The 24,215-nt window shown below is 66.6% G+C and carries 21 protein-coding genes and 1 riboswitch; of the genes, 6 read left to right on the top strand and 15 right to left on the bottom strand.

Going from position 1 to position 24,215, the window contains the following annotated elements; all coding sequences use genetic code 11:
- Positions 1-6 precede the first annotated feature (6 nt).
- Positions 7-978, bottom strand: coding sequence for a DUF523 and DUF1722 domain-containing protein (locus tag OXS31_RS12060; RefSeq protein WP_267399165.1), 972 nt, complete (start codon positions 976-978; stop codon positions 7-9).
- 125 nt (positions 979-1,103) lie between these two features.
- Positions 1,104-2,201, bottom strand: a complete 1,098-nt coding sequence (locus OXS31_RS12065) for an NAD(P)/FAD-dependent oxidoreductase (RefSeq protein ID WP_077173138.1) — start codon at positions 2,199-2,201, stop codon at positions 1,104-1,106.
- A 65-nt stretch (positions 2,202-2,266) separates the two neighbouring features.
- Here OXS31_RS12065 and OXS31_RS12070 point away from each other — a divergent pair, with 65 nt between their 5' ends.
- Both OXS31_RS12070 and OXS31_RS12075 read left to right on the top strand, forming a co-directional pair.
- On the top strand, positions 2,267-3,175 hold the full coding sequence (locus OXS31_RS12070) for a TIGR01777 family oxidoreductase (RefSeq protein ID WP_027602877.1): 909 nt from the start codon (positions 2,267-2,269) through the stop codon (positions 3,173-3,175).
- Positions 3,172-4,227: a ferrochelatase gene (locus OXS31_RS12075; RefSeq protein WP_027598948.1), complete on the top strand. Its 1,056-nt coding sequence runs from the start codon at positions 3,172-3,174 to the stop codon at positions 4,225-4,227. The genes OXS31_RS12070 and OXS31_RS12075 overlap by 4 nt, the downstream gene beginning before the upstream one ends.
- Positions 4,228-4,249: 22 nt before the next feature.
- On the opposite strand, the gene OXS31_RS12080 is transcribed toward OXS31_RS12075, so the two are convergent.
- Positions 4,250-5,521, bottom strand: a complete 1,272-nt coding sequence (locus OXS31_RS12080) for a uracil-xanthine permease family protein (protein ID WP_027598947.1) — start codon at positions 5,519-5,521, stop codon at positions 4,250-4,252.
- Positions 5,518-6,156 (bottom strand): uracil phosphoribosyltransferase, encoded by a 639-nt coding sequence (gene upp / locus OXS31_RS12085; RefSeq protein WP_027598946.1) that lies wholly within the window; start codon positions 6,154-6,156, stop codon positions 5,518-5,520. Before upp ends, OXS31_RS12080 begins: the two co-directional genes overlap by 4 nt.
- 255 nt (positions 6,157-6,411) lie before the next feature.
- Here upp and OXS31_RS12090 point away from each other — a divergent pair, with 255 nt between their 5' ends.
- The 3 genes from OXS31_RS12090 (at position 6,412) to OXS31_RS12100 (ending at position 7,837) form a co-directional block, all read left to right on the top strand.
- Complete coding sequence (locus tag OXS31_RS12090) at positions 6,412-6,966, top strand: hypoxanthine-guanine phosphoribosyltransferase (RefSeq protein ID WP_027602880.1); 555 nt, start codon at positions 6,412-6,414, stop codon at positions 6,964-6,966.
- Positions 6,963-7,433, top strand: a complete 471-nt coding sequence (locus tag OXS31_RS12095; protein WP_042136589.1) for a WbuC family cupin fold metalloprotein — start codon at positions 6,963-6,965, stop codon at positions 7,431-7,433. The genes OXS31_RS12090 and OXS31_RS12095 overlap by 4 nt, the downstream gene beginning before the upstream one ends.
- A 116-nt stretch (positions 7,434-7,549) precedes the next feature.
- A complete protein-coding gene (locus tag OXS31_RS12100; RefSeq protein WP_007161573.1) occupies positions 7,550-7,837 on the top strand; it encodes a PA4642 family protein in 288 nt (95 codons plus the stop codon).
- 83 nt (positions 7,838-7,920) lie between these two features.
- On the opposite strand, the gene OXS31_RS12105 is transcribed toward OXS31_RS12100, so the two are convergent.
- The 3 genes from OXS31_RS12105 to ahcY form a co-directional block, all read right to left on the bottom strand.
- Positions 7,921-9,795: a DEAD/DEAH box helicase gene (locus OXS31_RS12105; RefSeq protein WP_267399172.1), complete on the bottom strand. Its 1,875-nt coding sequence runs from the start codon at positions 9,793-9,795 to the stop codon at positions 7,921-7,923.
- 184 nt (positions 9,796-9,979) lie between these two features.
- Entirely contained in the window at positions 9,980-10,864 is an 885-nt protein-coding gene (gene metF / locus OXS31_RS12110) for a methylenetetrahydrofolate reductase [NAD(P)H] (protein WP_223855405.1), read from the bottom strand.
- The gene (gene ahcY / locus OXS31_RS12115; protein WP_007161576.1) at positions 10,864-12,270 is read right to left on the bottom strand and encodes an adenosylhomocysteinase; all 1,407 of its coding nucleotides are present in this window, start codon (positions 12,268-12,270) and stop codon (positions 10,864-10,866) included. Before ahcY ends, metF begins: the two co-directional genes overlap by 1 nt.
- Before the next feature lie 22 nt (positions 12,271-12,292).
- Positions 12,293-12,435: riboswitch (S-adenosyl-L-homocysteine riboswitch) on the bottom strand.
- A 151-nt stretch (positions 12,436-12,586) separates the two neighbouring features.
- Here ahcY and OXS31_RS12120 point away from each other — a divergent pair.
- Complete coding sequence (locus OXS31_RS12120; RefSeq protein WP_007161577.1) at positions 12,587-12,982, top strand: hotdog domain-containing protein; 396 nt, start codon at positions 12,587-12,589, stop codon at positions 12,980-12,982.
- Here OXS31_RS12120 and OXS31_RS12125 read toward each other — a convergent pair.
- The 8 genes from OXS31_RS12125 to accC form a co-directional block, all read right to left on the bottom strand.
- Positions 12,966-15,740 carry a response regulator gene (locus tag OXS31_RS12125; protein ID WP_027602883.1) on the bottom strand — a complete coding sequence of 925 codons (2,775 nt, stop codon included), beginning with the start codon at positions 15,738-15,740 and terminating at the stop codon, positions 12,966-12,968. The genes OXS31_RS12120 and OXS31_RS12125 overlap by 17 nt on opposite strands.
- A gap of 94 nt (positions 15,741-15,834) precedes the next feature.
- Positions 15,835-17,118: a phosphoribosylamine--glycine ligase gene (purD, locus tag OXS31_RS12130; RefSeq protein ID WP_042136596.1), complete on the bottom strand. Its 1,284-nt coding sequence runs from the start codon at positions 17,116-17,118 to the stop codon at positions 15,835-15,837.
- A 90-nt stretch (positions 17,119-17,208) separates the two neighbouring features.
- Positions 17,209-18,801 (bottom strand): bifunctional phosphoribosylaminoimidazolecarboxamide formyltransferase/IMP cyclohydrolase, encoded by a 1,593-nt coding sequence (gene purH / locus OXS31_RS12135; protein WP_027598940.1) that lies wholly within the window; start codon positions 18,799-18,801, stop codon positions 17,209-17,211.
- A 66-nt stretch (positions 18,802-18,867) separates the two neighbouring features.
- Positions 18,868-19,185: a DNA-binding transcriptional regulator Fis gene (gene fis, locus OXS31_RS12140; RefSeq protein ID WP_026083845.1), complete on the bottom strand. Its 318-nt coding sequence runs from the start codon at positions 19,183-19,185 to the stop codon at positions 18,868-18,870.
- Positions 19,182-20,174 (bottom strand): tRNA dihydrouridine synthase DusB, encoded by a 993-nt coding sequence (gene dusB / locus OXS31_RS12145; RefSeq protein ID WP_027598939.1) that lies wholly within the window; start codon positions 20,172-20,174, stop codon positions 19,182-19,184. Before dusB ends, fis begins: the two co-directional genes overlap by 4 nt.
- A 155-nt stretch (positions 20,175-20,329) precedes the next feature.
- Complete coding sequence (locus OXS31_RS12150; RefSeq protein ID WP_144956276.1) at positions 20,330-21,778, bottom strand: DUF3426 domain-containing protein; 1,449 nt, start codon at positions 21,776-21,778, stop codon at positions 20,330-20,332.
- 108 nt (positions 21,779-21,886) lie between these two features.
- Positions 21,887-22,762, bottom strand: coding sequence for a 50S ribosomal protein L11 methyltransferase (prmA, locus tag OXS31_RS12155; protein WP_027598937.1), 876 nt, complete (start codon positions 22,760-22,762; stop codon positions 21,887-21,889).
- A 94-nt stretch (positions 22,763-22,856) separates the two neighbouring features.
- Positions 22,857-24,203: an acetyl-CoA carboxylase biotin carboxylase subunit gene (gene accC, locus OXS31_RS12160; protein WP_027598936.1), complete on the bottom strand. Its 1,347-nt coding sequence runs from the start codon at positions 24,201-24,203 to the stop codon at positions 22,857-22,859.
- Positions 24,204-24,215 lie beyond the last annotated feature (12 nt).

Raw genomic sequence — 24,215 nt, forward strand, 5'->3', positions numbered from 1 at the left:
GAGGCGCTAGATGGCATTTCGCAGACTCAGGCGTTCGGGGTGCGGTTGGAGATAGGCCTGCTCGTTCACATAACGATCCGGATGCTGGCGGAAGTGGTGCTTGAGCAGCGTTAGGGGCACGACCAGAGGAACGACGCCCTCGTGGTACTGCTCGATGAGCTGTTGCATTTCCTGCTTCTCGCTGTCGCTCAGGACCCGACGCAGATAACCGAATAGATGATAGAGCACATTGCAGTGAGTACCACGGGTAGCGCACTTTTTCAGTGCAGCCATCAGGCCACTGAAATACTCCTGTCCCAGCTCGTCCAGATTGCGCTGGCCGATGCTGCCGACCAACTGACCAAGCGCCCGGGCCCGGTGGGCATCATGGGCCATGAGTTGGTACTTGTAGCGCGAATGATAGGACAGCAGGGCACGTGCCGTCAGGCCTTGTTGCATGAGCTGCAGCCAATGAGCGTGGGCGAAGACGCGGGTGACGAAGTTTTCCCGCAGCACCGGATCATTCAGGCGCCCGGCTTCTTCCACCGGCAAGTCCGGTCGTAGACGCATGATGGCGGCGGCGAACAGGCCGCGACCGTCGGTTTCGCTGCCCTGGCCATTGGCGTGATAGACCTTGACCCTTTCCATGCCACAGGAAGGCGATTTCTGCATGAAGATGAAGCCGGACAGGTCGGTGAGCTCGCCCGCCATCTTTTCCCCGTAGCGGATCAGGGCGGCGGTCACGTCCAGGCTGGGGTCGACGGTGCCCACCGCGCGCGGCGCCTGGGAGTCGCCCACCAGGCGGATGGGTTCGCGGGGCGTGCCGAGGCCGATGGCCATTTCCGGGCAGACCCGGACGAAGTCGAAGTGCTCGGCGAAGGTCTGGCTGCAGAGCCGGGATTCCTTGTGTCCACCGTTATAGCGGACTTCGTCACCCAGCAGGCAGGCACTGATGCCCAGGCGCGGGCGGGGCAGGCTGGAGGAGGAGTTGGCAAGCATGGAGATCCCCTGTCGTGTATTTTCTTGTACAAGGTTTTCCTGTTTGTACAAGTTTGGTGCAACTTTCGACAGGGGGCTGCGGCAAAAGATTCGCCGCAGGTTACAGACGGCGTGCGCTTCGTCGCTTAATCCAGACTGCTCAGGAGCTGCTGCGCAGCCTCATGACCACTCAACCAGGCCCCTTCCACCCGCCCGCTGGAGCACCAGTCGCCACAGACGAAGACGCCCATGTCGGGGTCGGCCAGGGCGCCCCACTGGTGAGGTTGCGCGGGGCGTGCATAGAGCCAGCGATGGGCCAGGGTAAAGGCCGGCGCCGGCAGCGGACAGCCGATCAGCTCGGCGAAGGCGCCGTGCAGACGTTCGATCACCGCGTCCTTGGAGGCATCGATGTGCGCCTTGCTCCAGGCGCTGGTGGCGTGTAGCACCCAGGTGTCCAGGGTGGTGTCGCGCCCGGGCTTGCAGCGATTGCGCGCCAGCCAGTCCAGTTCGCTGCCCTGCACGAAGCAGCCTTCCACCGGGGTCTGCAGGGGCGTGGCGAAGGCCAGGGCCACCGACCAGGTCGGTTCCATGCTGACGCCGGCCACGGTGGCCGCCAGCTTGGGCACGCTGGAGAGCAGGGCGGTGGCCTGGGGCGCCGGCATGGCGATGACGACCTGGGCGAAGGGGCCGTGGGTCTCGCCGCTGGCGTCCAGCAGGTGCCAGTGCTGGGCGCCGCGAAAGACCTCGGTGATGCGGCAGTCGAAGGTGACCGGCAGATCGGCCAGCAGGTGGCGGGTGATGGCGCTCATGCGCGGCACCCCGACCCAGCGCGGCTGCTCGTCCTGGGAGGGACTCAGGCGCCCGTCGCGATACTGGTAGAGCACCGGATTCCATTCGGCCGCGCAACCGGCTCGCCGCCATTCGTTGAGGGCGTCGATGAAGCGCCGGTCGCGGGCGGTGAAATACTGGGCGCCCAGGTCCAGGGCACCGGCTTCGCTGCGCTTGCTGGCCATGCGGCCGCCGCTGCCGCGGCTCTTGTCGAAGATCTGGACCTGCTGCCCGGCGCGAATCAGCGTCTGGGCCGCGGCAAGTCCGGCTATTCCTGCGCCAACGATGGCGATGGGGGCAGTCATGATGGACCTCGCTTGTCTGACGATTCGCCCTTGTCGAACGTTTGCGCGCGCAAGGGCTCTACGGCTACGACTGGCAACCGTTCTGGATCTTTCGACCCACGACCATACCAAACAATCCTCTTCCCTTCGTTCAGATGCATACGGGCGGCAGGGCAATACGAGAAGGAAGTGACGACATGCATATCCTGCTGACAGGTGGCACCGGATTGATCGGCCGCGCGCTGTGCCGCCAATGGGCAGCTGCCGGGCACCAGCTCACCGTGCTCAGCCGCGACCCGGCGCGGGTGACGCGCGAATGCGGACCCGGCGTGCGCGGTATCGCCCAGCTGGACGCGCTGGGCGACGAACACCTGGACGCGGTGGTCAACCTGGCCGGCGCGCCCATCGCCGACAAGCCCTGGACCCGCAGTCGCAAGGCCGAACTCTGGCAGAGCCGCATCGGCACCACCGAGCGCCTGATCGAGTGGCTGCGCGGGCGCCCGCAGAAACCCGCGGTCCTGCTCTCCGGCTCGGCCACCGGCTTCTATGGCGACAGCGGCGAAAAACCGGTGAGCGAGGCCGACAGCCTGGCCGGCCCCGACTTCGCTGGCGAGCTGTGCCTGGCCTGGGAGCAGATCGCCAACGAGGCCGAGCAACTGGGCATCCGCGTGGTCAACCTGCGCACCGGCCTGGTACTGGCCGCCGACGACGGCTTTCTGCTGCGCCTACTGCCGCCCTTCCGCTTCGGCCTGGGCGCGCGCCTGGGCAATGGACGCCAATGGATGCCCTGGATTCATTTACAGGATCAAATCGGGGCCATCGATTTTCTTCTCAACCGAAGCGACGCCCAGGGTCCCTATAATCTCTGTGCCCCCCAGCCGGTCCGCAACCGCGAGTTCACCGAAGCGCTGGGGCGGGCCTTGCGGCGCCCGGCGCGATTGCTGATTCCCGCCTTCGCCCTGCGCCTGATGGGAGAGCTGTCCATCCTCCTGCTGGGTGGTCAGCGCGCCCGACCCGAGCGCCTGCTCGCGGCCGGGTATGTCTTTCGCTATCCCGAGCTGGACGCGGCCTTGGCCGACCTGCTCGCTGCCAAGGATTCACGATGACTACCAACGCTCTGCTGCTCGCCAACCTGGGTTCGCCCGATTCGCCCCACGTCCCCGACGTGAAGCGCTATCTGAACCAGTTCCTGATGGACCCCTATGTGGTCGATCTGCCCTGGCCGCTGCGCCGTCTGCTGGTGTCCCTGGTGCTGATCAAGCGACCCGCCGCCTCGGCCGAGGCCTATGAGTCGATCTGGTGGGACGACGGCTCGCCGCTGATCGTGCTCAGCCGCCGCCTGCAAGAGGCCGTGCGGCCCCTCTGGCGCCACGGTCCGGTGGAGTTGTGCATGAGATACGGCGAGCCCTCGGTGGAATCGGTGCTCAAGCGCCTGGCCAGCCAGGGCATCCGCGAAGTGACCTATGCGCCGCTCTATCCGCAGTTCGCCGACAGCACCACCACCACCGCCATCGTCGAGGCACGGCGGGTGATCGAGGCCCACCAGCTGCCGCTGACGCTGAAGATCCTGCCGCCCTTCTACGACCGTCCGGAATACCAGGCGGCGCTGGCGGCCAGCGTCGAGCCCTATCTCGAGGAGCCCTACGACCACCTGTTGCTGTCCTTCCACGGCCTGCCCGAGCGGCACATCCGCAAGCTGGTCAAGGATCGCAGCCACGACCTGCGCGCGCCCGACAGCAGCAAGGTCAGCGCCAAGGCCCTGGCCGTCTGCTATCGCAGCCAGTGCCAGCGCACCGCCGAGCTGGTGGCCCGGCGCCTGGGCATTCCCGATGGCAAGTGGTCGGTGTCCTTCCAGTCACGGCTGGGCAAGGACAAGTGGATCGAGCCCTACACCGAGGCGCGGCTGGACGAGCTGGCCAAGGCCGGCGTGAAGCGCCTGCTGGTGATGTGCCCGGCCTTTGTCGCCGACTGCATCGAGACACTGGAAGAGATCGGCGATCGCGGGCGCGAGCAGTTCATCGAAGCCGGTGGCCGGGAGCTGGTGCTGATCCCCTGCGTCAACGACAACCCGGCCTGGGCGCAGGCGCTGGTGGAACTGTGCGAAGAGGTGGCGGAGCTGCCGCCGCAGCCCATCGAGCAACCCAAGATGCCGGCCTAGGCCGGCATCTGGAGGGGTGCCGTCAGAGCAGCGGACGCTCAGGCGGCTCGGCGTCCTTCTTCCAGGCGTTGTGCCCGGGCAGGACCAGGTTGAGGCCGATGGCGATCAGGCCGCAGAGGGAGATGCCCTTGAGGCCGATCTCGCCGTTGCCGAAGACGATGCCGCCGATGCCGAACACCAGGGTCACCGAGACGATCACCAGGTTGCGCGCCTCGGACAGATCCACCTGATGGCGGATCAGGATGTTCAGCCCCACCACCGCGATGGAGCCGAACAGCAGGCAGAGAATGCCGCCCATGACCGGCACCGGGATGGTCTGCAGCGCCGCGCCGAACTTGCCGACGAAAGCCAGTACCATGGCGAAGCCCGCCGCCCACAGCATGACCCGCGGATTGTGGTTCTTGGTCAGCATCACCGCGCCGGTCACCTCGGCGTAGGTGGTGTTGGGCGGTCCGCCGAACAGGCCGGCGGAGGAGGTGGCCAGGCCGTCACCCAGCAGGGTGCGGTGCAGACCGGGTTGCTTGAGGTAGTTCTTGCCGGTCACCCCGCCCACCGCTATCACCCCGCCGACATGCTCGATGGCCGGCGCTAGGGCCACCGGGACCATGAACAGGATGGCGCCCCAGTGGAATTCCGGTGCGACGAAGGCCGGGATCGCCAGCCAGGGCGCAGCGCCGATGCCCTCGGTATGGACGATGCCGAAGACGAAGGCCAGCGCGTAGCCGACGAAGACCCCGGCGAGGATGGGCACCAGGCGGAACATGCCCTTGCCGTAGATGGCCACCAGCAGGGTGGTGACCAGCGCCGGCATGGAGATCATCATCGCCGTGGCATAGGGCACCAGCTGGGCGCTGCCGTCACCGGCCTTGCCCATGGCCATGTTGGCCGCCACCGGTGATAGGCCCAGGCCGATGGAAATGATCACCGGGGCGATCACCACCGGCGGCAGCAGGCGGTCGATGAAGCCCACGCCACGCAGCTTCACCGCCAGCCCCAGGAAGGTGTAGACGAAGCCGGCCGCCACCACGCCGCCCAGCACCGCCGGCAGGCCGAATTCGGCCTTGGCGGCGATGATCGGGGCGATGAAGGCAAAGCTCGATGCCAGGAACACCGGGACCTGACGGCCGGTGACCAGATGGAACAGCAGGGTGCCGAAGCCTGCGGTGAAGAGGGCCACATTGGGGTCCATGCCGGTGATCAGCGGCATCAGCACCAAGGCGCCAAAGGCCACGAAGAGCATCTGGGCGCCGACCAGGATCTCCCGCCAGAGCGGTTCCCGCGCGGTCACGCTCAGGCGTCCTTCTGCTTGGTGCCGAAGATCTTGTCACCGGCATCGCCCAGGCCCGGCAGGATGTAGCCATGCTCGTTGAGGCGCTCGTCGATGGAGGCGGTGTAGAGGCGCACGTCCGGATGGGCTTGCTCGACCGCGGCGATGCCCTCGGGCGCCGCGACCAGCACCAGGGCGCGGATTTCCTTGGCCCCGGCCTTCTTCAGCAGATCGATGGTGGCGATCAGGGAGCCGCCGGTGGCCAGCATGGGATCGATGATCATGGCCAGGCGCTGGTCCAGTTCACCCACCAGCTTTTCCAAGTAGGTGTGGGCCTGCAGGGTGGATTCGTTGCGGGCGAGGCCCACCACGCTGACCCGGGCGCTGGGGATCAGGCTGAGCACGCCGTCGAGCATGCCGATGCCGGCGCGCAGGATGGGCACCACGGTGACCTTCTTGCCGGAGATCTTTTCCACCTTGACGGTGCCGCACCAGCCCTCGATGTCCACCTCTTCCACCGGCAGGTCCTTGGTCGCCTCGTAGGTCAGCAGGGCACCGACTTCCTGGGCCAGTTCGCGGAAGTTCTTGGTGCTGATGTCGGCGCGCCGCATCAGACCGAGCTTGTGGCGGATGAGCGGGTGGCGGATTTCGTGGACGGGCATGGGATTCTCCAGAGACGGTAGGGCAGCGGATCGAGGGCGGTTTCGGTACGACCGGCGGCCCGAAGGCCTGCCGCAGGAAGGGCAGGCGCACAAAAAAACCGCGGTACATTAAAGCATCCGGCTCGAGGTGGGCAGTACCCTGCGACAATAGTAGCCGCCTGGCGGCGCTTGAGATCGGTCCGCGGTTTCTGTACCTTTGCCGCCTTTTATCCGCGCCAACCACCCCGCAGGCGCCCCGTCCCCCGGAGAAGCCCCATGTCCGCCGATCTCGCCCACATCCGCCAGGTCATGCAGGAAGCCGATTGCCTGTATGACGAAGCCCAGGTCGAAGCGGCCATCGACCGGATCGCCGCGGCCATCACCGCCGATCTCGCCGAGCGCAATCCAGTGGTCTTCTGCGTCATGAATGGCGGCCTGATCCTGACCGGCAAGCTGGCCACCCGGCTGAATTTCCCGCTGGAAATGTCCTATCTGCACGCCACCCGCTATCGCAACGAGACCACTGGCGGCGAGCTGTTCTGGAAGGCCAAGCCCGAGGTGTCCTTCATCGATCGCGACGTCCTGATCGTCGACGACATCTTCGACGAGGGCCACACCCTCAAGGCCATCATCGACTTCTGCCGCCATGCCGGCGCCCGCGAGGTCCATACCGCGGTGCTGATCGACAAGACCCACGACCGCAAGGTCAAGGGCCTGCAAGCCACCTATGTCGGCCTGCCCTGCATCGACCGCTACATCTTCGGCTACGGCATGGACTACAAGGGCTACTGGCGCAATGCGCCCGGCATCTACGCCGTGAAGGGACTGTGACCGCCCGGCTGTTCGATCAGGCGCTGTTCGCCGATCTGCTCCGGCAGGCGGCGGCCAGTCCGCGCCGCCGTGCCCATCACAACCTGCACGCCATGGACGAGCCCTGCCACCGCCTGGTGGTGGGCATGTGCGAGGACAGCTACATCCCGCCCCATCGCCACCTGGATCCGCACAAGTCCGAGAGTCTGCTGGTGCTGCAGGGCCGACTCGGGCTGTTGACCTTCAGCGAAGAAGGGCAGGTGCTGCTGCGCCGCGAGTTGTCCCAGCGCGCCGGTTGCCCGGGCGTCGATCTCGCCCCCGGGCACTACCATGCGCTGGTTGCCCTGGAGGGCGACTGCCTGTTCTTCGAATGCAAGGCCGGGCCCTTCGTGCCTCTGGGCGAGGGTGAGCGACCAGGCTGGGCACCGCTGGAAGGCGCCGCCGATGCCGAGCGCTATCGCCGCTGGATGCGCGCTCAATTCGATTGAACTTTTGATCGGGGTCGCGGTATTGCCCTGGCTTTGTCACTGGCGGGCAGGCGAGGGGCGGGGTTAGAATCGGTCCTCTTTTCTCCAAAGAATCCCCCAGCACAGGTAGCCAAAGGATGCGCAAGGATAAAAAGCAGGTCATCGGTGAAGAGATCAGCGACGAGCAGATCAAGCTGTTTCTCGCGGTCGAGCCGGCGGACGATACCCCCGCGTCTCTGCACAAGCTGGTCAAGGCCTATCGCGGTCTGCGTCCGGACGATTTCGAGCGCTTCGTCGGCTTCTTCGTCGAGGCCGGCTACGATCTGGATGCCCGTAACGATCAGGGTGAAGACTTCATCGAGCTGATCCGCAGCCATCGTCAGGCCGAGCCCTATATCGACGCCCTGCGCGCCGCGCACGCCTGATCTGCCGCAGGCAAAAAGAAACCCCGCCAAGGCGGGGTTTCTTTTTGCCTGGAGTTTGGGCCGCCTGAGCGGCCCGCACTTCATCAGGCTTCGCGGTTGCGGGTCAGCAGCGCGGGCTTCTCGCTGCGCGGCCGGCTCGGCAGGTCTTCCAGCTGCTCCAGGGTAGGCAGGCGGTCGGCACGCGACGGCTTGTGCACGATCTTCGGTTGCGGCTTGCTCGATGCCCGCTCTTCCTGGGCATAGGCACGCGGCTCGCTGGGTGCGGCCTCGTAGGGGCGGGCGGCGCGGGGCTGGCCATTCTGGCCACGGCGCTTGCCGGGCTGCTGCTGTTGCTGGCCACGTTGGGTGCGGGCAGCGCCCTGGCCTTGACCCTGACGGGGCTGTTGACCATTGCTGTTCGCGGCTGCCGGACGGGCACCGTTGCCGCCGTTGCCACGGCGCTGGCCGTTGCGACCCTTGCCCTGGTAGGGGCTGACGTAGTCGACGCTGTTGCCGAAGTTGTCGTAATCGTCGTCCAGGAACTCTTCCGGATCGCGATTGCGCGGCTGCTGGGCCGCGGCCTGGCCGGGTTGCGCATTGGCCTGACCGGCGTCGTCGCGATCACGGCGGTCGCGACGATTGCGGGTACGGCCCTTGCGCTCGCCCTGGGGCTGGGCACCGGACTGCTCGCCACTGGCGGCCTTGCCCTGGCCCTGATTCTGGCCTTTGCCTTCGCTGCGCGCCGGCTTGTCAGCCTTCTTCTGGCGATTCTGCTGCGGCTTGCCACGCGGCTCGCGCGGGGCGCGCACTTCCGGCTGCTCCGGCGGCACGGACTGCGGATCGAAGCCCTGCATGTCGCCATCGGGGATGCTCTGCTTGGTCAGGCGCTCGATGGCCTTGAGCAGCTTCTCTTCGTCGGGCGAAACCAGGGAGATGGCTTCGCCGCTACGCCCGGCCCGACCGGTACGGCCGATGCGGTGGACATAGTCTTCCTCGACATTGGGCAGCTCGAAGTTGACCACGTGGGGCAACTGGTCGATGTCCAGGCCGCGGGCGGCGATGTCGGTGGCGACGAGGACGCGAACCTCGTTGCTCTTGAAGTCGGCCAGGGCCTTGGTGCGGGCGTTCTGGCTCTTGTTGCCATGGATCGGCGCGGCCGGCAGGCCATGCTTGTTCAGGTACTCGGCCAGGCGGTTGGCGCCGTGCTTGGTGCGGGTGAACACCAGCACCTGTTCCCAGGCACCCAGGGTGATCAGGTGGGCGAGCAGGGCGCGCTTCTGATTGGCGGGGATGCGGAACAGCCGCTGTTCGATGCGCTCGACGGTGGTGTTCGGCGGGGTGACCTCGATCCGCTCGGGATCCTGCAGCAACTTGCCGGCGAGGTCGGTGATGTCCTTGGAGAAGGTGGCCGAGAACAGCAGGTTCTGGCGGCGGGCCGGCAGACGGGCCAGGACCTTCTTGACGTCGTGGATGAAGCCCATGTCGAGCATGCGGTCGGCTTCGTCCAGCACCAGGATCTCGACGGCGGACAGATCGACGCTCTGCTGACCGGCGAGGTCCAGCAGACGCCCCGGGCAGGCGACGAGCACGTCGACGCCCTTGGCCAGGGCGGTGACCTGCGGCTTGAGGCCGACGCCGCCGAAGACGCAGGCGCTGCGCATGGGCAGGTCACGGGCATAGACCTTGAAGCTGTCGTGGACCTGGGCCGCCAGTTCGCGGGTCGGCGTCAGGACCAGTACGCGCGGCTGCCTGGCCACGTACTGGCGGCCATCGGGATGACCATTGGGAAACAGGCGCTCGAGCACCGGCAGCGCGAAGCCACCGGTCTTGCCGGTGCCGGTCTGGGCAGCCACCATCAGATCGCGACCCTGCAGGACGGCCGGAATGGCGCGTTGCTGAACAGGAGTGGGATTCGTGTAGCCAGCGTCTTCCACGGCGCGGGCAAGGGCCTCGGAGAGACCGAGGGAAATGAAGGACATGCGGGGTTCCTGTCTCTGTCGGCGTCCCGCCGACGTGGGGGCGCGGTTGCGCTTCCGGTTGACGTCCGAAAGGTTTCGGACGTCTCGCCCGCCCTCGTCATCCTGCGCTGGATGAAGAGTCGGGCGATGACCGGTAGCGGTAATCACGATTGGGTGAAGTCGCCGCCAGTTCGCGTGGCCGACTTCAAAAACCGAGGTTTCGCCAGATGGCGATACACGGCTCCGCTTGGTTCAGGGTGTAGAAGTGCACACCGGGTGCCCCGCCTTCGAGCAGTCGCTCGCAGAGGGCGGTCATGACTTCTTCGCCAAAGGCCTGGATGCTCTGGGTGTCGTCACCGTAGGCTTCCAGTTGCTTCCGCAGCCAGCGTGGCAGTTCAGCGCCACAGGCATCGGAGAAGCGCGCCAACTTGCTGTAGTTGGTGATCGGCATGATGCCAGGGATCACTGGGGCTTCGACTCCCAGTTTGCGGACACGTTCCACAAAATGGAAGTAGCAGTCGGCGTTGAAGAAGTACTGGGTGACCGCGCGGTCAGCACCGGCCTGCATCTTGTACACGAAATTGCGCACGTCGTCCGTAAAGCTGCGCGCCTGCGGATGGGTTTCCGGATAGGCGGCGACCTCGATATGGAAGTGATCGCCGGTTTCCTCGCGGATGAAGGCGACCAGATCGCTGGCATAACGCAATTCGCCACCACCGGACAGGCCCATGCCGGACGGCAGGTCGCCACGCAGGGCGACGATGCGGTTGATGCCGGCTTCCCGGTACTGCTGCAGCAGCTCGCGCAACTTGGCCTTGCTGTCGCCGACGCAGGACAGGTGCGGCGCGGTGGGTACCCCGACCTCGTCGTTGAGCTGGCGCACGGTACGATAGGTGCCGTCGCGGGTGGAGCCGCCAGCGCCGTAGGTGCAGGAAAAGAACTCCGGCCCATGACTCGCCAGCTGCCGCGCGGTGGCGATCAGCTTCTCGTGGCCCGCTTCGGTCTTGCAGGGAAAGAATTCGAAACTCAGACTGGGTTTCACGGCGTCTCTCTCGTGAGCGGCCCCGCCCTGGCGGGCGGGGCTGGCCATCAGTAGCGGTAGCTGTCGGGCTTGAAGGGGCCTTCCTGGGTCACGCCGATGTACTTGGCCTGAGCCTCGGTCAGGCGGGTCACCACGCCACCGAAGCCCTTCACCATTTCCAGCGCCACTTCCTCGTCGAGCTTCTTGGGCAGGACCATGACGGTGACGTTGGCGGTCTTCTCGGCGACCGGCAAATCGGCGAACTTCTCCTGGTACAGGTGGATCTGCGCCAGCACCTGGTTGGCGAAGGAGCCGTCCATGATGCGGCTGGGGTGACCGGTGGCGTTGCCCAGGTTCACCAGGCGGCCTTCGGCCAGCAGGATCAGGTAGTCGTCGTTGGCCGGATCCACGGTCAGGCCGGTGCGGTGGATCTTGTGCACCTGCGGCTTCACCTCTTCCCAGCCCCAGTGCTGGCGCATGAAGGCGGTGTCGATCTCGTTGTCGAAGTGGCCGATGTTGCACACCAGGGCGCGCTTCTTCAGGGCCTTGAGCATGTTGGCGTCACAGACGTTGACGTTGCCGGTGGTGGTGACGATCAGGTCGATCTTGCCCAGCAGGGCGCGATCCACGGAGGCTTCGGTGCCGTCGTTGAGGCCGTCGACATAGGGCGAGACCAGCTCGTAGCCGTCCATGCAGGCCTGCATGGCGCAGATCGGATCGACTTCCGAGACCTTGACGATCATGCCTTCCTGACGCAGCGAGGCGGCCGAGCCCTTGCCCACGTCGCCGTAGCCGATCACCAGCGCCTGCTTGCCGGACAGCAGGTGGTCGGTGGCGCGCTTGATGGCGTCGTTGAGGCTGTGGCGGCAGCCGTACTTGTTGTCGTTCTTGCTCTTGGTGACCGAGTCGTTGACGTTGATCGCCGGGACCTTGAGGGTGCCGTCCTTGAGCATGTCCAGCAGGCGGTGCACGCCGGTGGTGGTCTCTTCGGTGATGCCGTGCACGCGCTCCAGCACCTGGGGGTACTTGTCGTGCAGGATCTGGGTCAGATCACCGCCGTCGTCGAGCACCATGTTGGCGTCCCAGGGCTGGCCATCCTTGAGGATGGTCTGCTCGATGCACCACTCGTATTCGGCTTCGGTCTCGCCCTTCCAGGCGAACACCGGGATGCCGGCGGCGGCGATGGCGGCCGCGGCCTGGTCCTGGGTGGAGAAGATGTTGCAGCTCGACCAGCGCACTTCGGCGCCCAGGGCCACCAGGGTCTCGATGAGCACGGCGGTCTGGATGGTCATGTGGATGCAGCCGAGGATCTTGGCGCCAGCCAGGGGTTGCTCGCCGGCGTACTTGCGTCTCAGACCCATGAGGGCGGGCATTTCCGATTCGGCGATGATGACTTCGCGACGACCCCAGTCGGCCAGGGAGATGTCGGCGACCTTGAAATCGTTGAAAGCGGCAGGCGTGAGGACAGCGCTCATTGAAGAGTCTCCATTCGTTAGGTGCGAATGGGCGCCGTTGATGCGTTCTGATAACGCTCCGCTCGAGCCTGACAACGTCTGGCGTCATGCCCGCCGAGGGTCCCGCGCCAGCGGCGGGTCGGCTAGGATGGGATAACGCAGCGTGCTGCAGCGCCCCTCGAACGGAAGGCGGGGCGGCCTGGTGGCCGCGATGCGCGGGCAGTATAACGAGGATCGCGATAAACCCAAAGGGTGGCGCTCTGCCTCATGTCGACCGGAATCTACCGCGCGCACCCTGATCTGATGCCTCAAGACCCCGGGAATTCAAGGAGCCCTGATGAACTTCCATACCCGCAAGTGGGTGAAACCCGAAGACCTCAATGCCAATGGCACCCTGTTCGGCGGCAGTCTGCTCAAGTGGATCGACGAGGAGGCGGCGATCTACGCCATCGTGCAGCTGGAAAATCCCAAGGTGGTGACCAAGTACATCTCAGAGATCAACTTCATCAGCGCCTCGCGCCAGGGCGACATCATCGAACTGGGCATCACCGCCACCGAGTTCGGACGTACCTCCATCACCCTCAGATGCGAGGTGCGCAACAAGATCACCCGCAAGAGCATCCTCACCATCGACAAGATCGTCTTCGTCAATCTCGACGAGGAAGGCAATCCGGTGCCGCACGGCAAGACCGAGATCACCTACGTCAAGGACAGGTTCAAGGAGTCGCCTTGAGCCCCGCGCGGGTTACGTCCAGCCGCCGTCGCTCGGCCCAGTAGAGCAGCAGTTCGCGCAACTGCGAGAGTTCGATCGGCTTGCCCATGTGGCCGTCCATGCCGGCCTCCTGGGCGCGATCCTTGTGCTCGGCGAGGATGTGGGCGGTGAGGGCCACCACCGGGGTGCGCGACCTATGATTCTGCTGTTCCCAGGCGCGTAGCCGGCGGGTGGCGCCGAAGCCGTCCAGCAGCGGCATCTCGCAATCCATCAGGATCAGGTCGTAGGTGTTCTGCTGGAGCTTTTCGAAGGCTTCCAGGCCGTTGCTCACGGTGTCGGGTTCGACGCCGAGCTTCTTCAGCATACCGCGGATCACCTTGACCGAGATGCTGTTGTCCTCGGCCACCAGCACGCGGAAATCGCTGGGGATGCCGCTGGGCTGTTCTTCGGGCTCGGGTTCGCTGACCCGCTGGCCGCGGCGCGACAGCTCGTCCGCCAGGGTCGCCCTGAGGGTATAGCCGGCCACCGGCTTGGCCAGCACCCGCTTGATGCCGGCGTTGCGGGCGATGACCTTGCTCGGCGCATTGCTCAGGCCGGTGAGCATGATCAGCAGCAGGTCGTGGTTGAGATTCTCGTCTTCGTTGATGCGCGCGGCCAGCTGCATGCCGGTCATGCCCGGCATCTGCTGGTCGAGCAGCACCACGTCGAAGTATTCCCGCAGGTGCGACTGGGTGCGCAGCAGGGCCAGGGCTTCGCGTCCGGACGCGGCGGTGACCGCCTGCATGCCCCAGGCGCTGCACTGCTGCTGCAGGACCTTGCGGCAGAGCTCGTTGTCGTCGACCACCAGCACCCGTACGTCCTGCAGCGGATAGTCGCTGTCGCCGCGCGACAGCACCAGCGCCTGGGCCGGGATGGGCAGGCTGATCCAGAAGCTGGAACCGCCCTCGGCGTTGTTCTGGATGCCGAAGTCGCCCTGCATCAGCAGCACCAGTTGGCGGGCGATGATCAGGCCGAAATCCAGGCTGTCGGTGTCGCTGGCGAGGAAGTCGCGGCGGTCGAGGTGGGTGGACAGCAGCTGGCGACTCAGGGCCGCATCCAGCGGGGTGCCGCTGTCCTGCACCGAGATGCGCAGGCGTGGCGGCTGGCCGGTGGCCTCTTCCAGGGAGATCACCAGGAGGATCTCGCCTTCCTCGGTGCGCTGGAAGGCGTTTTCCAGCAGGTTGAGCAGGATCTGGCGCAGGCGGGTCGGATCGCCGATGAAACGGCGGGGCACCTGGGGCTGGATGAAGCTGAGCAGTTCGACCCGGTGCTCCTCGGCGCGCGGCCGGAAGATGTCCAGGCAGTCGTCGAGCAGGGCATTGAGGTCGAAGGTGACCTCTTCCAGTTCGATCTGGCCACTTTCCAGACGGGTGATGTCGATGATCTCGTTGATCAGGTTGAGCAGTTCGGCACCGGCGCTGTGGATGGTCTGCACATAGTCCCGCTGCTTGGCCGACAGCGCCGTGCCCTGTAGCAACTCGGTCATGCCTAGCACGCCGTTCATGGGCGTGCGGATCTCGTGGCTGATGCGCGAAAGGAATTCGGCCTTGCCCTTGAGCTCCGCATGGTTGGCCGCTCTGTCACGGGTACGGGTGAAATGCTCTTCGCGCAGATAGCGACGGCGCTCCTCCAGGGCCAGGGTGAGCAGGATGCCGCTGAACATGCAGCTGGCGATCAGGCCGCGGCCCATCCACACCGGCGGATTGGCGTAACCGGCCAGGATCGGCAAGGCGATCAGCCCGGCCAGGGCCAGCAGGGCGCAGCTCACCACCAGCAGCCGCGCATAGCGGGCGCCCTGGTGCCAGCGCTCAAGGGCGATGCTCAGGCAGGCGAACAGCGCCAGACCATTGACCGCCATGAGCCAGTCGCCGATATAGAACTCGCCGGCGGCGATGCGTACCACGGCGGCCAGGGCGACCAGCGCCAGCAGGCCCCTGAGCGTGCGGCGGATCCACAGCGGCAGTCGCCGCCAGCCAAAGAAGGCCCCCACGAAATTCAGCCCGGCGGCGCTGCAGGCCAGCACCGACAGATCGGTCAGCAGCGGCGTCTGGCCCTTGAAGCCGCCCAGAAAGAACTTGCTCAGCCCGAAAATGTTCAGGGCCACGCAGACCAGCATCACCAGCAGCAGGGTGAGGGCGCTGGTGGCGCGACTGCGGTGATAGAGCAGCTGGGCGCCGTTGTACAGCGCCAGCATGGCCAGGCAGCCGAGCAGCACGCCGAACATCACCAGCCGATGGGTGACCTCTGCTTCGGCACTGCTGCTCAGGGTCAGGGCGATCCGCATCGGCTGGGGCGATTCGAATCTCAGGAAGAGGTCGAGCGGCTGGTCGCTCTGCGGAATCGGAAAGACGAAGTCGCGACTGAGTTGCTGCGGATTGAGCAGCGGCCGCGACAGGCCATCGCGGATCTCGCTGAGCAACTGGTCGTCGCGATAGGCGAAGAAGTCCAGATAGCCGACATTGGGCGAAATGATGCGCAGCAGGCGCTGCTGGGTGTCGGGCTGGATGCGGGTGTGCAGCCAGAGCGCCCCGGGGCCGGCGGGGCGGTGGGCGCGGGCGGTGGTCAGCGGCTTGAAGGCGGACAGCCGGTCACGGACGTCGTCGAGCGAGAATTCGCCGGTGGCGTCCTCGTATTGCGCCCAGCCCGCATCCGGCGAATTCTCGGCCTGCACGGAATTGGCCACCAGCAGCAACAGCAGCCAGCTGACCACAAAGCCTATGGCGATCCAGAGCCGGTGCACGAGAGTTCCCTTCGCAAATGCGGACGTCGAGTATAGATCAGCCCGTCACGTCTGTTGACGTAACAGTGTAACAGGCTGATCCCTTAGGCGAGCTTCACTGTCGCTCGCGGGCGATGGCGCGGTAGCCGATGTCGCTGCGGTAGAAGCAGCCCTTCCAAGAGATTTCCTGGGCCAGCGCATAGGCGTTCTGCTGGGCGGCGGAGACCGTTTCGCCCAGGGCCGTGGCGCACAGCACCCGACCGCCGGCCGTGACGACCTGACCATCGCGCAGGCTGGTGCCGGCGTGGAACACCTTGCCCGGCAGCGCCGCGGCGGCTTCGAGACCGGCGATGGCGTCACCCTTGGCGTAGTCGCCCGGATAGCCGCCGGCGGCCAGGACGATGCCCAGGCTCGGACGCGGATCCCAGCAGGCTTCGATCTTGTCGAGCGCCTCGGCCAGGGCGGCCTCCACCAGCAGCACCAGGCTGGACTGCAGGCGCAGCATCACCGGCTGGGTCTCGGGATCGCCGAATCGGCAGTTGAATTCGATGACCTTGGGCGCACCGCTCTGGTCGATCATCAGGCCGGCATAGAGGAAGCCGGTGTAGACATTGCCTTCGCTGGCCATGCCGGCCACGGTGGGCTCGATGATCTCGCGCATGACCCGCTCGTGGACCTCGGGGGTCACCACCGGCGCCGGGGAATAGGCGCCCATGCCGCCGGTGTTGGGACCGCTGTCGCCGTCGCCGACGCGCTTGTGATCCTGGCTGGTGGCCATCGGCAGGACGTTCTTGCCATCGACCATGACGATGAAGCTGGCTTCCTCGCCGTCGAGGAATTCCTCGATCACCACGCGGGCACCGGCGTCGCCGAAGGCATTGCCGGAAAGCATGTCACGCACTGCGTCCTCGGCTTCGGCGAGAGTCATGGCGACGATCACGCCCTTGCCGGCGGCCAGGCCGTCGGCCTTGATCACGATCGGCGCACCCTGCTCGCGCAGATAGGCCAGGGCCGGCTCCACCTCGGTGAAGTTGGCGTAGGCGGCGGTGGGGATCTGGTGGCGCGCCAGGAAATCCTTGGTGAAGGCCTTGGAGCCTTCCAGCTGGGCCGCACCGGCAGTGGGGCCGAAGCAGGGCAGGCCGCGGCTGCGGAACAGGTCGACCACCCCGGCCACCAGCGGCGCCTCGGGGCCGACGATGGTCAGCTCGACGTTGGCGGCGGCGAAGTCGGCCAGTTGTTCCAGGGCCAGGACGTCGAGGGCGACGTTCTCGCACTTGGCTTCGGTGGCGGTGCCGGCGTTGCCCGGGGCCACATAGACCTTGGTGACCCGGGTGTCCTGGGCGACCTTCCAGGCCAGGGCGTGTTCGCGACCGCCGCTGCCGATGATGAGTACGTTCATGCAGTGTTCCTCTCGGGCGGCCGCAGGGTGGCGTCCGCACTTTGAATTGGAGCGACGGCGAGGCGCGTGCGGCCTCGCCGTGACGGGTCCTTAGTGGCGGAAGTGGCGCATGCCGGTAAAGACCATGGCGATGCCGGCTTCGTCGGCGGCGGCGATGACCTCGGCGTCGCGCATGGAGCCGCCCGGCTGGATCACCGCGGTGATGCCGTTGGCCGCGGCGTTGTCGATGCCGTCACGGAAGGGGAAGAAGGCGTCCGAGGCCATGACCGCGCCGGCCACGGCCAGGCCGGCGTGCTCGGCCTTGATGGCGGCGATGCGCGCCGAGTTGACGCGACTCATCTGGCCGGCGCCGATACCTACGGTCTGCTGGCCCTTGGCGTAGACGATGGCGTTGGACTTGACGAACTTGGCCACCTTCCAGGCGAAGATCAGGTCCTGCAGTTCCTGCTCGCTGGGGGCGCGCTGGGTCACCACCTTGAGGTCGGCGGCGGTGATCATGGCGATATCGCGGCTCTGCACCAGCAGACCGCCATTGACGCGCTTGAGGTCCAGGCCGGGCTTGCGCTCGGCGGGCCACTCGCCGCATTCCAGCAGGCGGACGTTGGCCTTGGCCGCGACGACGTCGCGGGCCTCGGCGCTGACGCGCGGGGCGATGATCACCTCGACGAACTGGCGTTCGACGATGGCGCGGGCGGTCTCGGCGTCCAGTTCGCGGTTGAAGGCGATGATGCCGCCGAAGGCCGACTCGCTGTCGGTGGCATAGGCCAGTTCATAGGCCTGGCGGATGTCGCCGGCCACGGCCACGCCGCAGGGGTTGGCGTGCTTGACGATGACGCAGGCCGGCTCCTCGTAGCTCTTGACGGTTTCCAGGGCGGCGTCGGTGTCGGCGACGTTGTTGAAGGACAGTTCCTTGCCCTGCAGCTGGGTGGCGGTGGCCACGCAGGCCTCGCTGGCGTGCTCGACATAGAAGGCCGCCTGCTGGTGCGGGTTCTCGCCGTATCTCATGTCCTGCGCCTTGATGAACTGGGCGCTGAAGGTACGCGGGAAGGCGGCGCGGCCTTCGGTGGACAGGGTCTCGGCCTGCTGGTCGATGCTGCCCAGGTAGTTGGCGATCATGCCGTCGTAGGCGGCGGTGTGCTCGAAGGCCTTGAGCGCCAGGTCGAAGCGCTGGGCATAGGTCAGGCCGCCGGCCTTGAGGTCGTCAAGGATGGACGCGTAGTCGCTGGCATTGACCACGATGGCGACGTCCTTGTGGTTCTTGGCCGCGCTGCGGACCATGGTCGGACCGCCGATGTCGATGTTCTCGATGGCGTCGGCCAGGCTGCAGCCGGGCTTGGCCACGGTGGCGGCGAAGGGGTAGAGATTGACCGCGACCAGGTCGATCGGGCGGATGCCGTGCTCGCTCATTACCTCGTGGTCGATGCCGCGGCGGCCGAGGATGCCGCCGTGGATCTTCGGATGCAGGGTCTTGACGCGGCCGTCCATCATTTCCGGGAAGCCGGTGTAGTCGGCGACTTCCACAGCGGGGATGCCTTCGTCGCGCAGCAGCTTGTAGGTCCCGCCGGTGGACAGGATTTCCACGCCGATGGCCGCGAGTTCACGGGCGAAGTCGACGACGCCCGTCTTGTCGGACACGCTGATCAGCGCACGGCGGACGGGGAGGCGAGAGGTCTGGTCGGTCATGGTCATGTCCATCAGGAGGAGAGAGACCGCCGGTCAAGCCCCCTGGGCCGCCGGCGATGAGGCGGATCAGAGCAGGTCGTATTGCTTGAGCTTCTTGCGCAGGGTGCCGCGATTGAGCCCGAGCATCTCCGATGCCTTGGTCTGGTTGCCCTTGACGTAATTCATCACGCTTTCGAGCAGGGGTGCTTCCACTTCGCAGAGCACCATGTTGTAGACGTCGGTCACCGGCTGCCCATCGAGGTGGGCGAAATAGTTGCGCAGCGCCTTTTCCACGCTGTCGCGCAGCGTCTGGCCCTCCTGCAGGGGAGCGGTCAGGTGCTGCTTGAGGTCGCCGTTGTCACTCACGGGCGCTGTTCCAGTCAAAGTCTCGGTCATCGAATTCATGCCACCTGCTTCCCGATCGGGGGCTGCGCGAAGAACGCGCGAATGCTGGCGTGCTGGGCTTGGGTATCTTGCAGTCGGTTGAACTGGGCGCGCGATTCCGCGGCGCCCGGCCGGTCGGCCAGGTACCAGCCGACGTGCTTGCGGGCGATGCGCACGCCCATTTCCGGGCCATAGAAGGCATGCAGGGCGTCGAGGTGCTCCAGCAGGATGGCCTCCACCTCGGCATCGCTCGGCGCCGCCAGGTGCTCGCCGGTCGCCAGGTAGTGGGCGATCTCGCGGAAGATCCAGGGGCGGCCCTGGGCGGCGCGGCCGATCAGCAGGCCGTCGCAGCCGGTGTGCTCGAGCACGCGCCGGGCCTTTTCCGGGCTGTCGATGTCGCCATTGGCGAACACCGGGATACCGACCGCCTGCTTGATCGCGGCGATGGTGTCGTACTCGGCGGCGCCCAGGAACCTGTCGTCACGGGTGCGGCCGTGCACGGCCAGCGCCTGGATGCCGGCGGCTTCGGCCAGCTGCGCGATGCGCAGGCCGTTGCGATTCTCGGGATTCCAGCCGGTGCGGATCTTCAGGGTCACCGGCACGTCCACCGCGGCCACCACGGCGGCGAGGATCTCGGCCACCAGGACCTCGTCCTTCATCAGCGCGGAGCCGGCGGCCTTGTTGCAGACCTTTTTCGCCGGGCAGCCCATGTTGATGTCGATGATCTGGGCACCCAGTTCGACATTGCGCTGGGCCGCTTCGGCCAGCATCGCCGGATCGCCGCCGGCGATCTGCACCGAGCGCGGTTCCTGCTCGCTGGCGTGGATCAGGCGCAGCCGCGACTTGCGGCTGTCATAGAGCCGCACGTCACTGGTCACCATTTCCGACACGGCCATGCCGGCGCCGAGTGCCAGGCACAGGCGCCGGAAGGGCAGGTCGGTCACCCCGGCCATGGGCGCGAGAATCAGCGGATTGGGCAAGGTATAAGGGCCGATGCGTACCATCGACATATCTTTTTCCCTGGCGAATAGGCGCCTGTTCCGCCTGCGCCGGAAACCGGCCGCGGACAGGGGCTGCTGTGCTTGAAAAGGGTTGGGAATGATACCCGCTCGCCGCCTCCGGATAAAGCGCGAGTTGGCTAGTTTATGAGCAATTCGCCCTGGCGCTACTCCGGCGAGAAGAAGCTCAGGCTGTAGTTCACCGCGCGCGGACCGGGGTCGAGAATGTCCAGGGCGATGTGGATCGGCGTCTGCGGCGGCATCTCGTCCTGGCCCTTGAGCTCGCCGTTCAGGTACTCGCCGGGCTTGAAACGGCGGCTGGCGAGCAACTGGCCGTTGAGGTCGGCGAAGCGCAATTCCAGCAGCGGAAAGGGCTGCGAGAAGGGCGCCCGGTTGTAGAGGATGGCATCGACGCGCAGGGCCCCGGAAAATTGCGGATGGCTGCGCACCACCAGGTTGCTGCTGCGGATCTGCTGGACATCGACCTTGGATGGCACCTTGCAGCCCAGGCTGGCGCAGGCCTGGACGAACAGCGGGCGATAGCTGTCCTGCCGCGCCAGTTCGTCGAAGTGGTAATAGACGTACTGGCCGGCCAGGCCGAGCAGCGCCAGCAGGCAGAGCAGGATCCACAGCAGGCGGCGACCCCATTGCGGGCGCCGTGGTTGGCTGTCCAGCTGCAGCGGATCGTCGTGCAGGTCCAGCAGGGGATCGTCCTGCCATTCCGGTTCGCTGCGCAGGGCGGTCGTGGCCTTGGCCGGCAGCGGCTCGTCGTCGCCGTCGCGCGCGGCGCTGAGGGGTTCGGCAACGGGCTCCTGCCAGTCGTCGAGCCGACCCAGGCCGGGTTCGGCGCGTTCGTCGTCGTCGGCTTCGACCCGCCCGAGTGCCGGCTCCTGGCGTTCACGCGGGGGCGCGGTGGTGAGGGGCGCGGGCGGCGTGGCCGGGGCGGGCTTGAGCGGGGCGCGCGTGGCCGCGAGCGGTGCCACCGGTGCTGCCGTCGGCACGGGAGCGATGGCCGGCTCCGGCCGGGCCTCCACGGCGGACTCAGGCTCGGGCTCCGGTTCCGGCTCGGCGGCGGGAAGCGGCAAGGGGGCGGGCTGCGGCTCGAACTCGACCTCGGGTTCGGCCGGCAGGCGCAGGGATTCCGGCTCGGGTTCGCGCTCGGCGGAGGCGGCGCCGAGCGACGGCAGTTCGAAGGGGTCTTCGTCGTCCTGGGGGCGATGGGCTGCCAGGCCCTGGGCCGGTGCCGGTTCTTCCCGCGGTGCGGCCACGGCAGGAGGCGTTGCCTCCGCGGGCGGGGCTGCCGGCGCGATCGGCGCGCGGCGCTGTTCTTCCAGGGCGCCCAGGCGGGCGACCTCGGCGTCCAGCTCCAGGTGGCTCAGGTCCAGTTCGTCATGGGGCCAGGCCGCTTCACTGGGCGTCGGCGCCGGTTCGGCCACGGGCGCGGGTGGCACGGGCATGGGCTGCGGCGCCGTCAGGGGCGCGGCCTGGTTGCTGGCGTTGAACACTTCCAGGCAGACGCCACAGCGTACGTCGCCGTCCGCGGCAGCCAGGTGTTCCTGGGTGACGCGGAAGCGGGTATGGCAATGCGGACACTGGGCGACGAGGGATTCGGTCATGGCGAGGCGACAGCCAGGGAGTGAAGCGCGCTAGTGTACCCGAAGGCCCTGGCGAAAGAAGGGCCTCCACCGGGCCGCCGGGTGAGCGGACCGGTGGCGGTGCGCAGGTCAGCGACGACGGGTGCCGCTGATGCGTACCCAGCCGTCCAGGGTGGCGGTGGGTTCCAGGTCGAAGCAGCCGGCATAGGCGGCGCGCACGTCCTCGGCCTGCTCGGCGAGGATGCCGGAAAGGGCCAGGCGACCGCCGATGCGGGTCAGGCGGGTGATCTGCTCGGCCAGGCCGACCAGCGGACCGGCGAGGATGTTGGCCACCACCACGTCGGCCGGCTCGCCTGGCAGATCGGCGGGCAGGTACAGCGGAAAGCGTGCCGGGTCGATGCCGTTGCGGTTGGCATTCTCCCGCGAGGCTTCCAGGGCCTGGACGTCGATGTCGGTGCCCACGGCGTGCTCGGCGCCCAGCAGCAGGGCAGCGATGGCGAGGATGCCCGAGCCGCAGCCGAAATCCAGCACCTGCAGGCCCTGGACCGGTTCGCCGTCCAGCCACTGCAGGCACAGCGAGGTGGTGGGGTGGGTGCCGGTGCCAAAGGCCAGGCCCGGATCCAGCAGCAGATTGACCGCTTCGGGTTCCGGGGCCTCGTGCCAGCTGGGCACGATCCACAGTCGCTGGCCGAAACGCATGGGCTGGAAGTTGTCCATCCAGCTGCGTTCCCATTCCTGGTCTTCCAGACGCTCCACCTCGTAGACGAGGCCGTTGGCCAGGAGCTGCACGCGCTGCTCCAGGGCGGCGGCGTCGGTATCGCCTTCGAACAGCGCCAGCAGGTGGGTCTGGGACCACAGCGGGGTGGTGCCGAGATCCGGCTCGAAGATCGGCTGGTCCTCGGCGTCCATGAAGGTCACCGAGACGGCGCCCAGTTCGAGCATGAGGTCTTCGTAGGTTTCCGCCTGGGCGGGGGTGAGGGCGAGGCGGACTTGCAGCCAGGACATGGTGGGCTACCTGAATCGGGTCAAAGCGGGGAGGGTAAATGAAAACGGGCTGCCCGAGGGCAGCCCGTTCGCTGAATCAGAGCTCGTCATGCACTCAGTGGCGCAGGCCGAGCTTCTTCTCCAGGTAGTGGATGTTCACGCCGCCCTGGCCGAAGGCCTGGTCGCGGGTCAGCATCCGGTGCAGATCGGCATTGGTCTTGATGCCGTCGACGATCAGCTCGTCCAGAGCGTTGCGCATCCGGGCCATGGCCTCGTCGCGGGTCTTGCCCCAGGTGATCAGCTTGGCGATCAGCGAATCGTAGTTCGGCGGAACCTTGTAGCCGCTGTACAGGTGCGAATCCACCCGCACGCCGTTGCCGCCCGGTGCATGGTAGTGCTTGACCAGGCCCGGAGAGGGCATGAAGGTCTTGGGATCTTCGGCGTTGATCCGGCACTCGATGGCGTGACCGGTGATCTTGATGTCTTCCTGCTTGATCGACAGCGGGTTGCCCGCGGCGATGCTGAGCATCTCCTTGACGATGTCGACGCCAGTGATCATCTCGGTCACCGGATGCTCCACCTGCACGCGAGTGTTCATCTCGATGAAGTAGAAGCGACCGTCTTCGTAGAGGAACTCGAAGGTGCCGGCGCCGCGGTAGCCGATGTCGATGCAGGCCTTGACGCAGCGTGCCAGGACTTCTTCGCGGGCCTTCTCGTCGATCTGGGGCGCAGGCGCCTCCTCGATGACCTTCTGGTGACGGCGCTGCAGCGAGCAGTCGCGGTCATAGAGGTGCACGGCGTTGCCCTGGCCATCGGAGAGCACCTGGACTTCCACGTGACGCGGATTGCCGAGGAATTTCTCCATGTAGACCATGGAGTTGCCAAAGGCGGCGCCGGCTTCGGTCTGGGTCAGCTTGATCGACTTGATCAGCTCGGCCTCGTCCTCGACCACGCGCATGCCGCGACCACCACCGCCACCGGCGGCCTTGATGATCACCGGATAGCCGACTTCGCGGCCGATGCGCAGGCACTCGGCCTCGTCATCCGGCAGGGCGCCGTCGGAGCCCGGCACGGTGGGGACACCGGCCTGCTTCATGGCGTTCTTGGCGGACACCTTGTCGCCCATCAGGCGAATCACGTCGGCGGTGGGGCCGACGAAGGCGAATCCGGACTGCTCCACCTGCTCGGCGAAGTCGGCGTTCTCGGCGAGAAAGCCGTAGCCGGGGTGGATGGCGGTGGCGCCGGTGACTTCCGCGGCACTGATGATGGCCGGGATGTTCAGGTAGGACTGGGGCGAGGGGGCCGGGCCGATGCACACCGATTCGTCGGCGAGGGACAGATGCATCAGTTCGCGGTCGGCGGTGGAATGAACCGCCACCGTCTTGATGCCCAGCTCCTTGCAGGCACGCACCACGCGCAGGGCGATTTCCCCGCGGTTGGCGATCAGGACTTTTTCCAGCATCGTGGGCTCCAC

The sequence above is a fragment of the Pseudomonas sp. GM_Psu_1 genome (assembly GCF_026544185.1).
Classification (GTDB): domain Bacteria; phylum Pseudomonadota; class Gammaproteobacteria; order Pseudomonadales; family Pseudomonadaceae; genus Chryseomonas; species Chryseomonas oryzihabitans.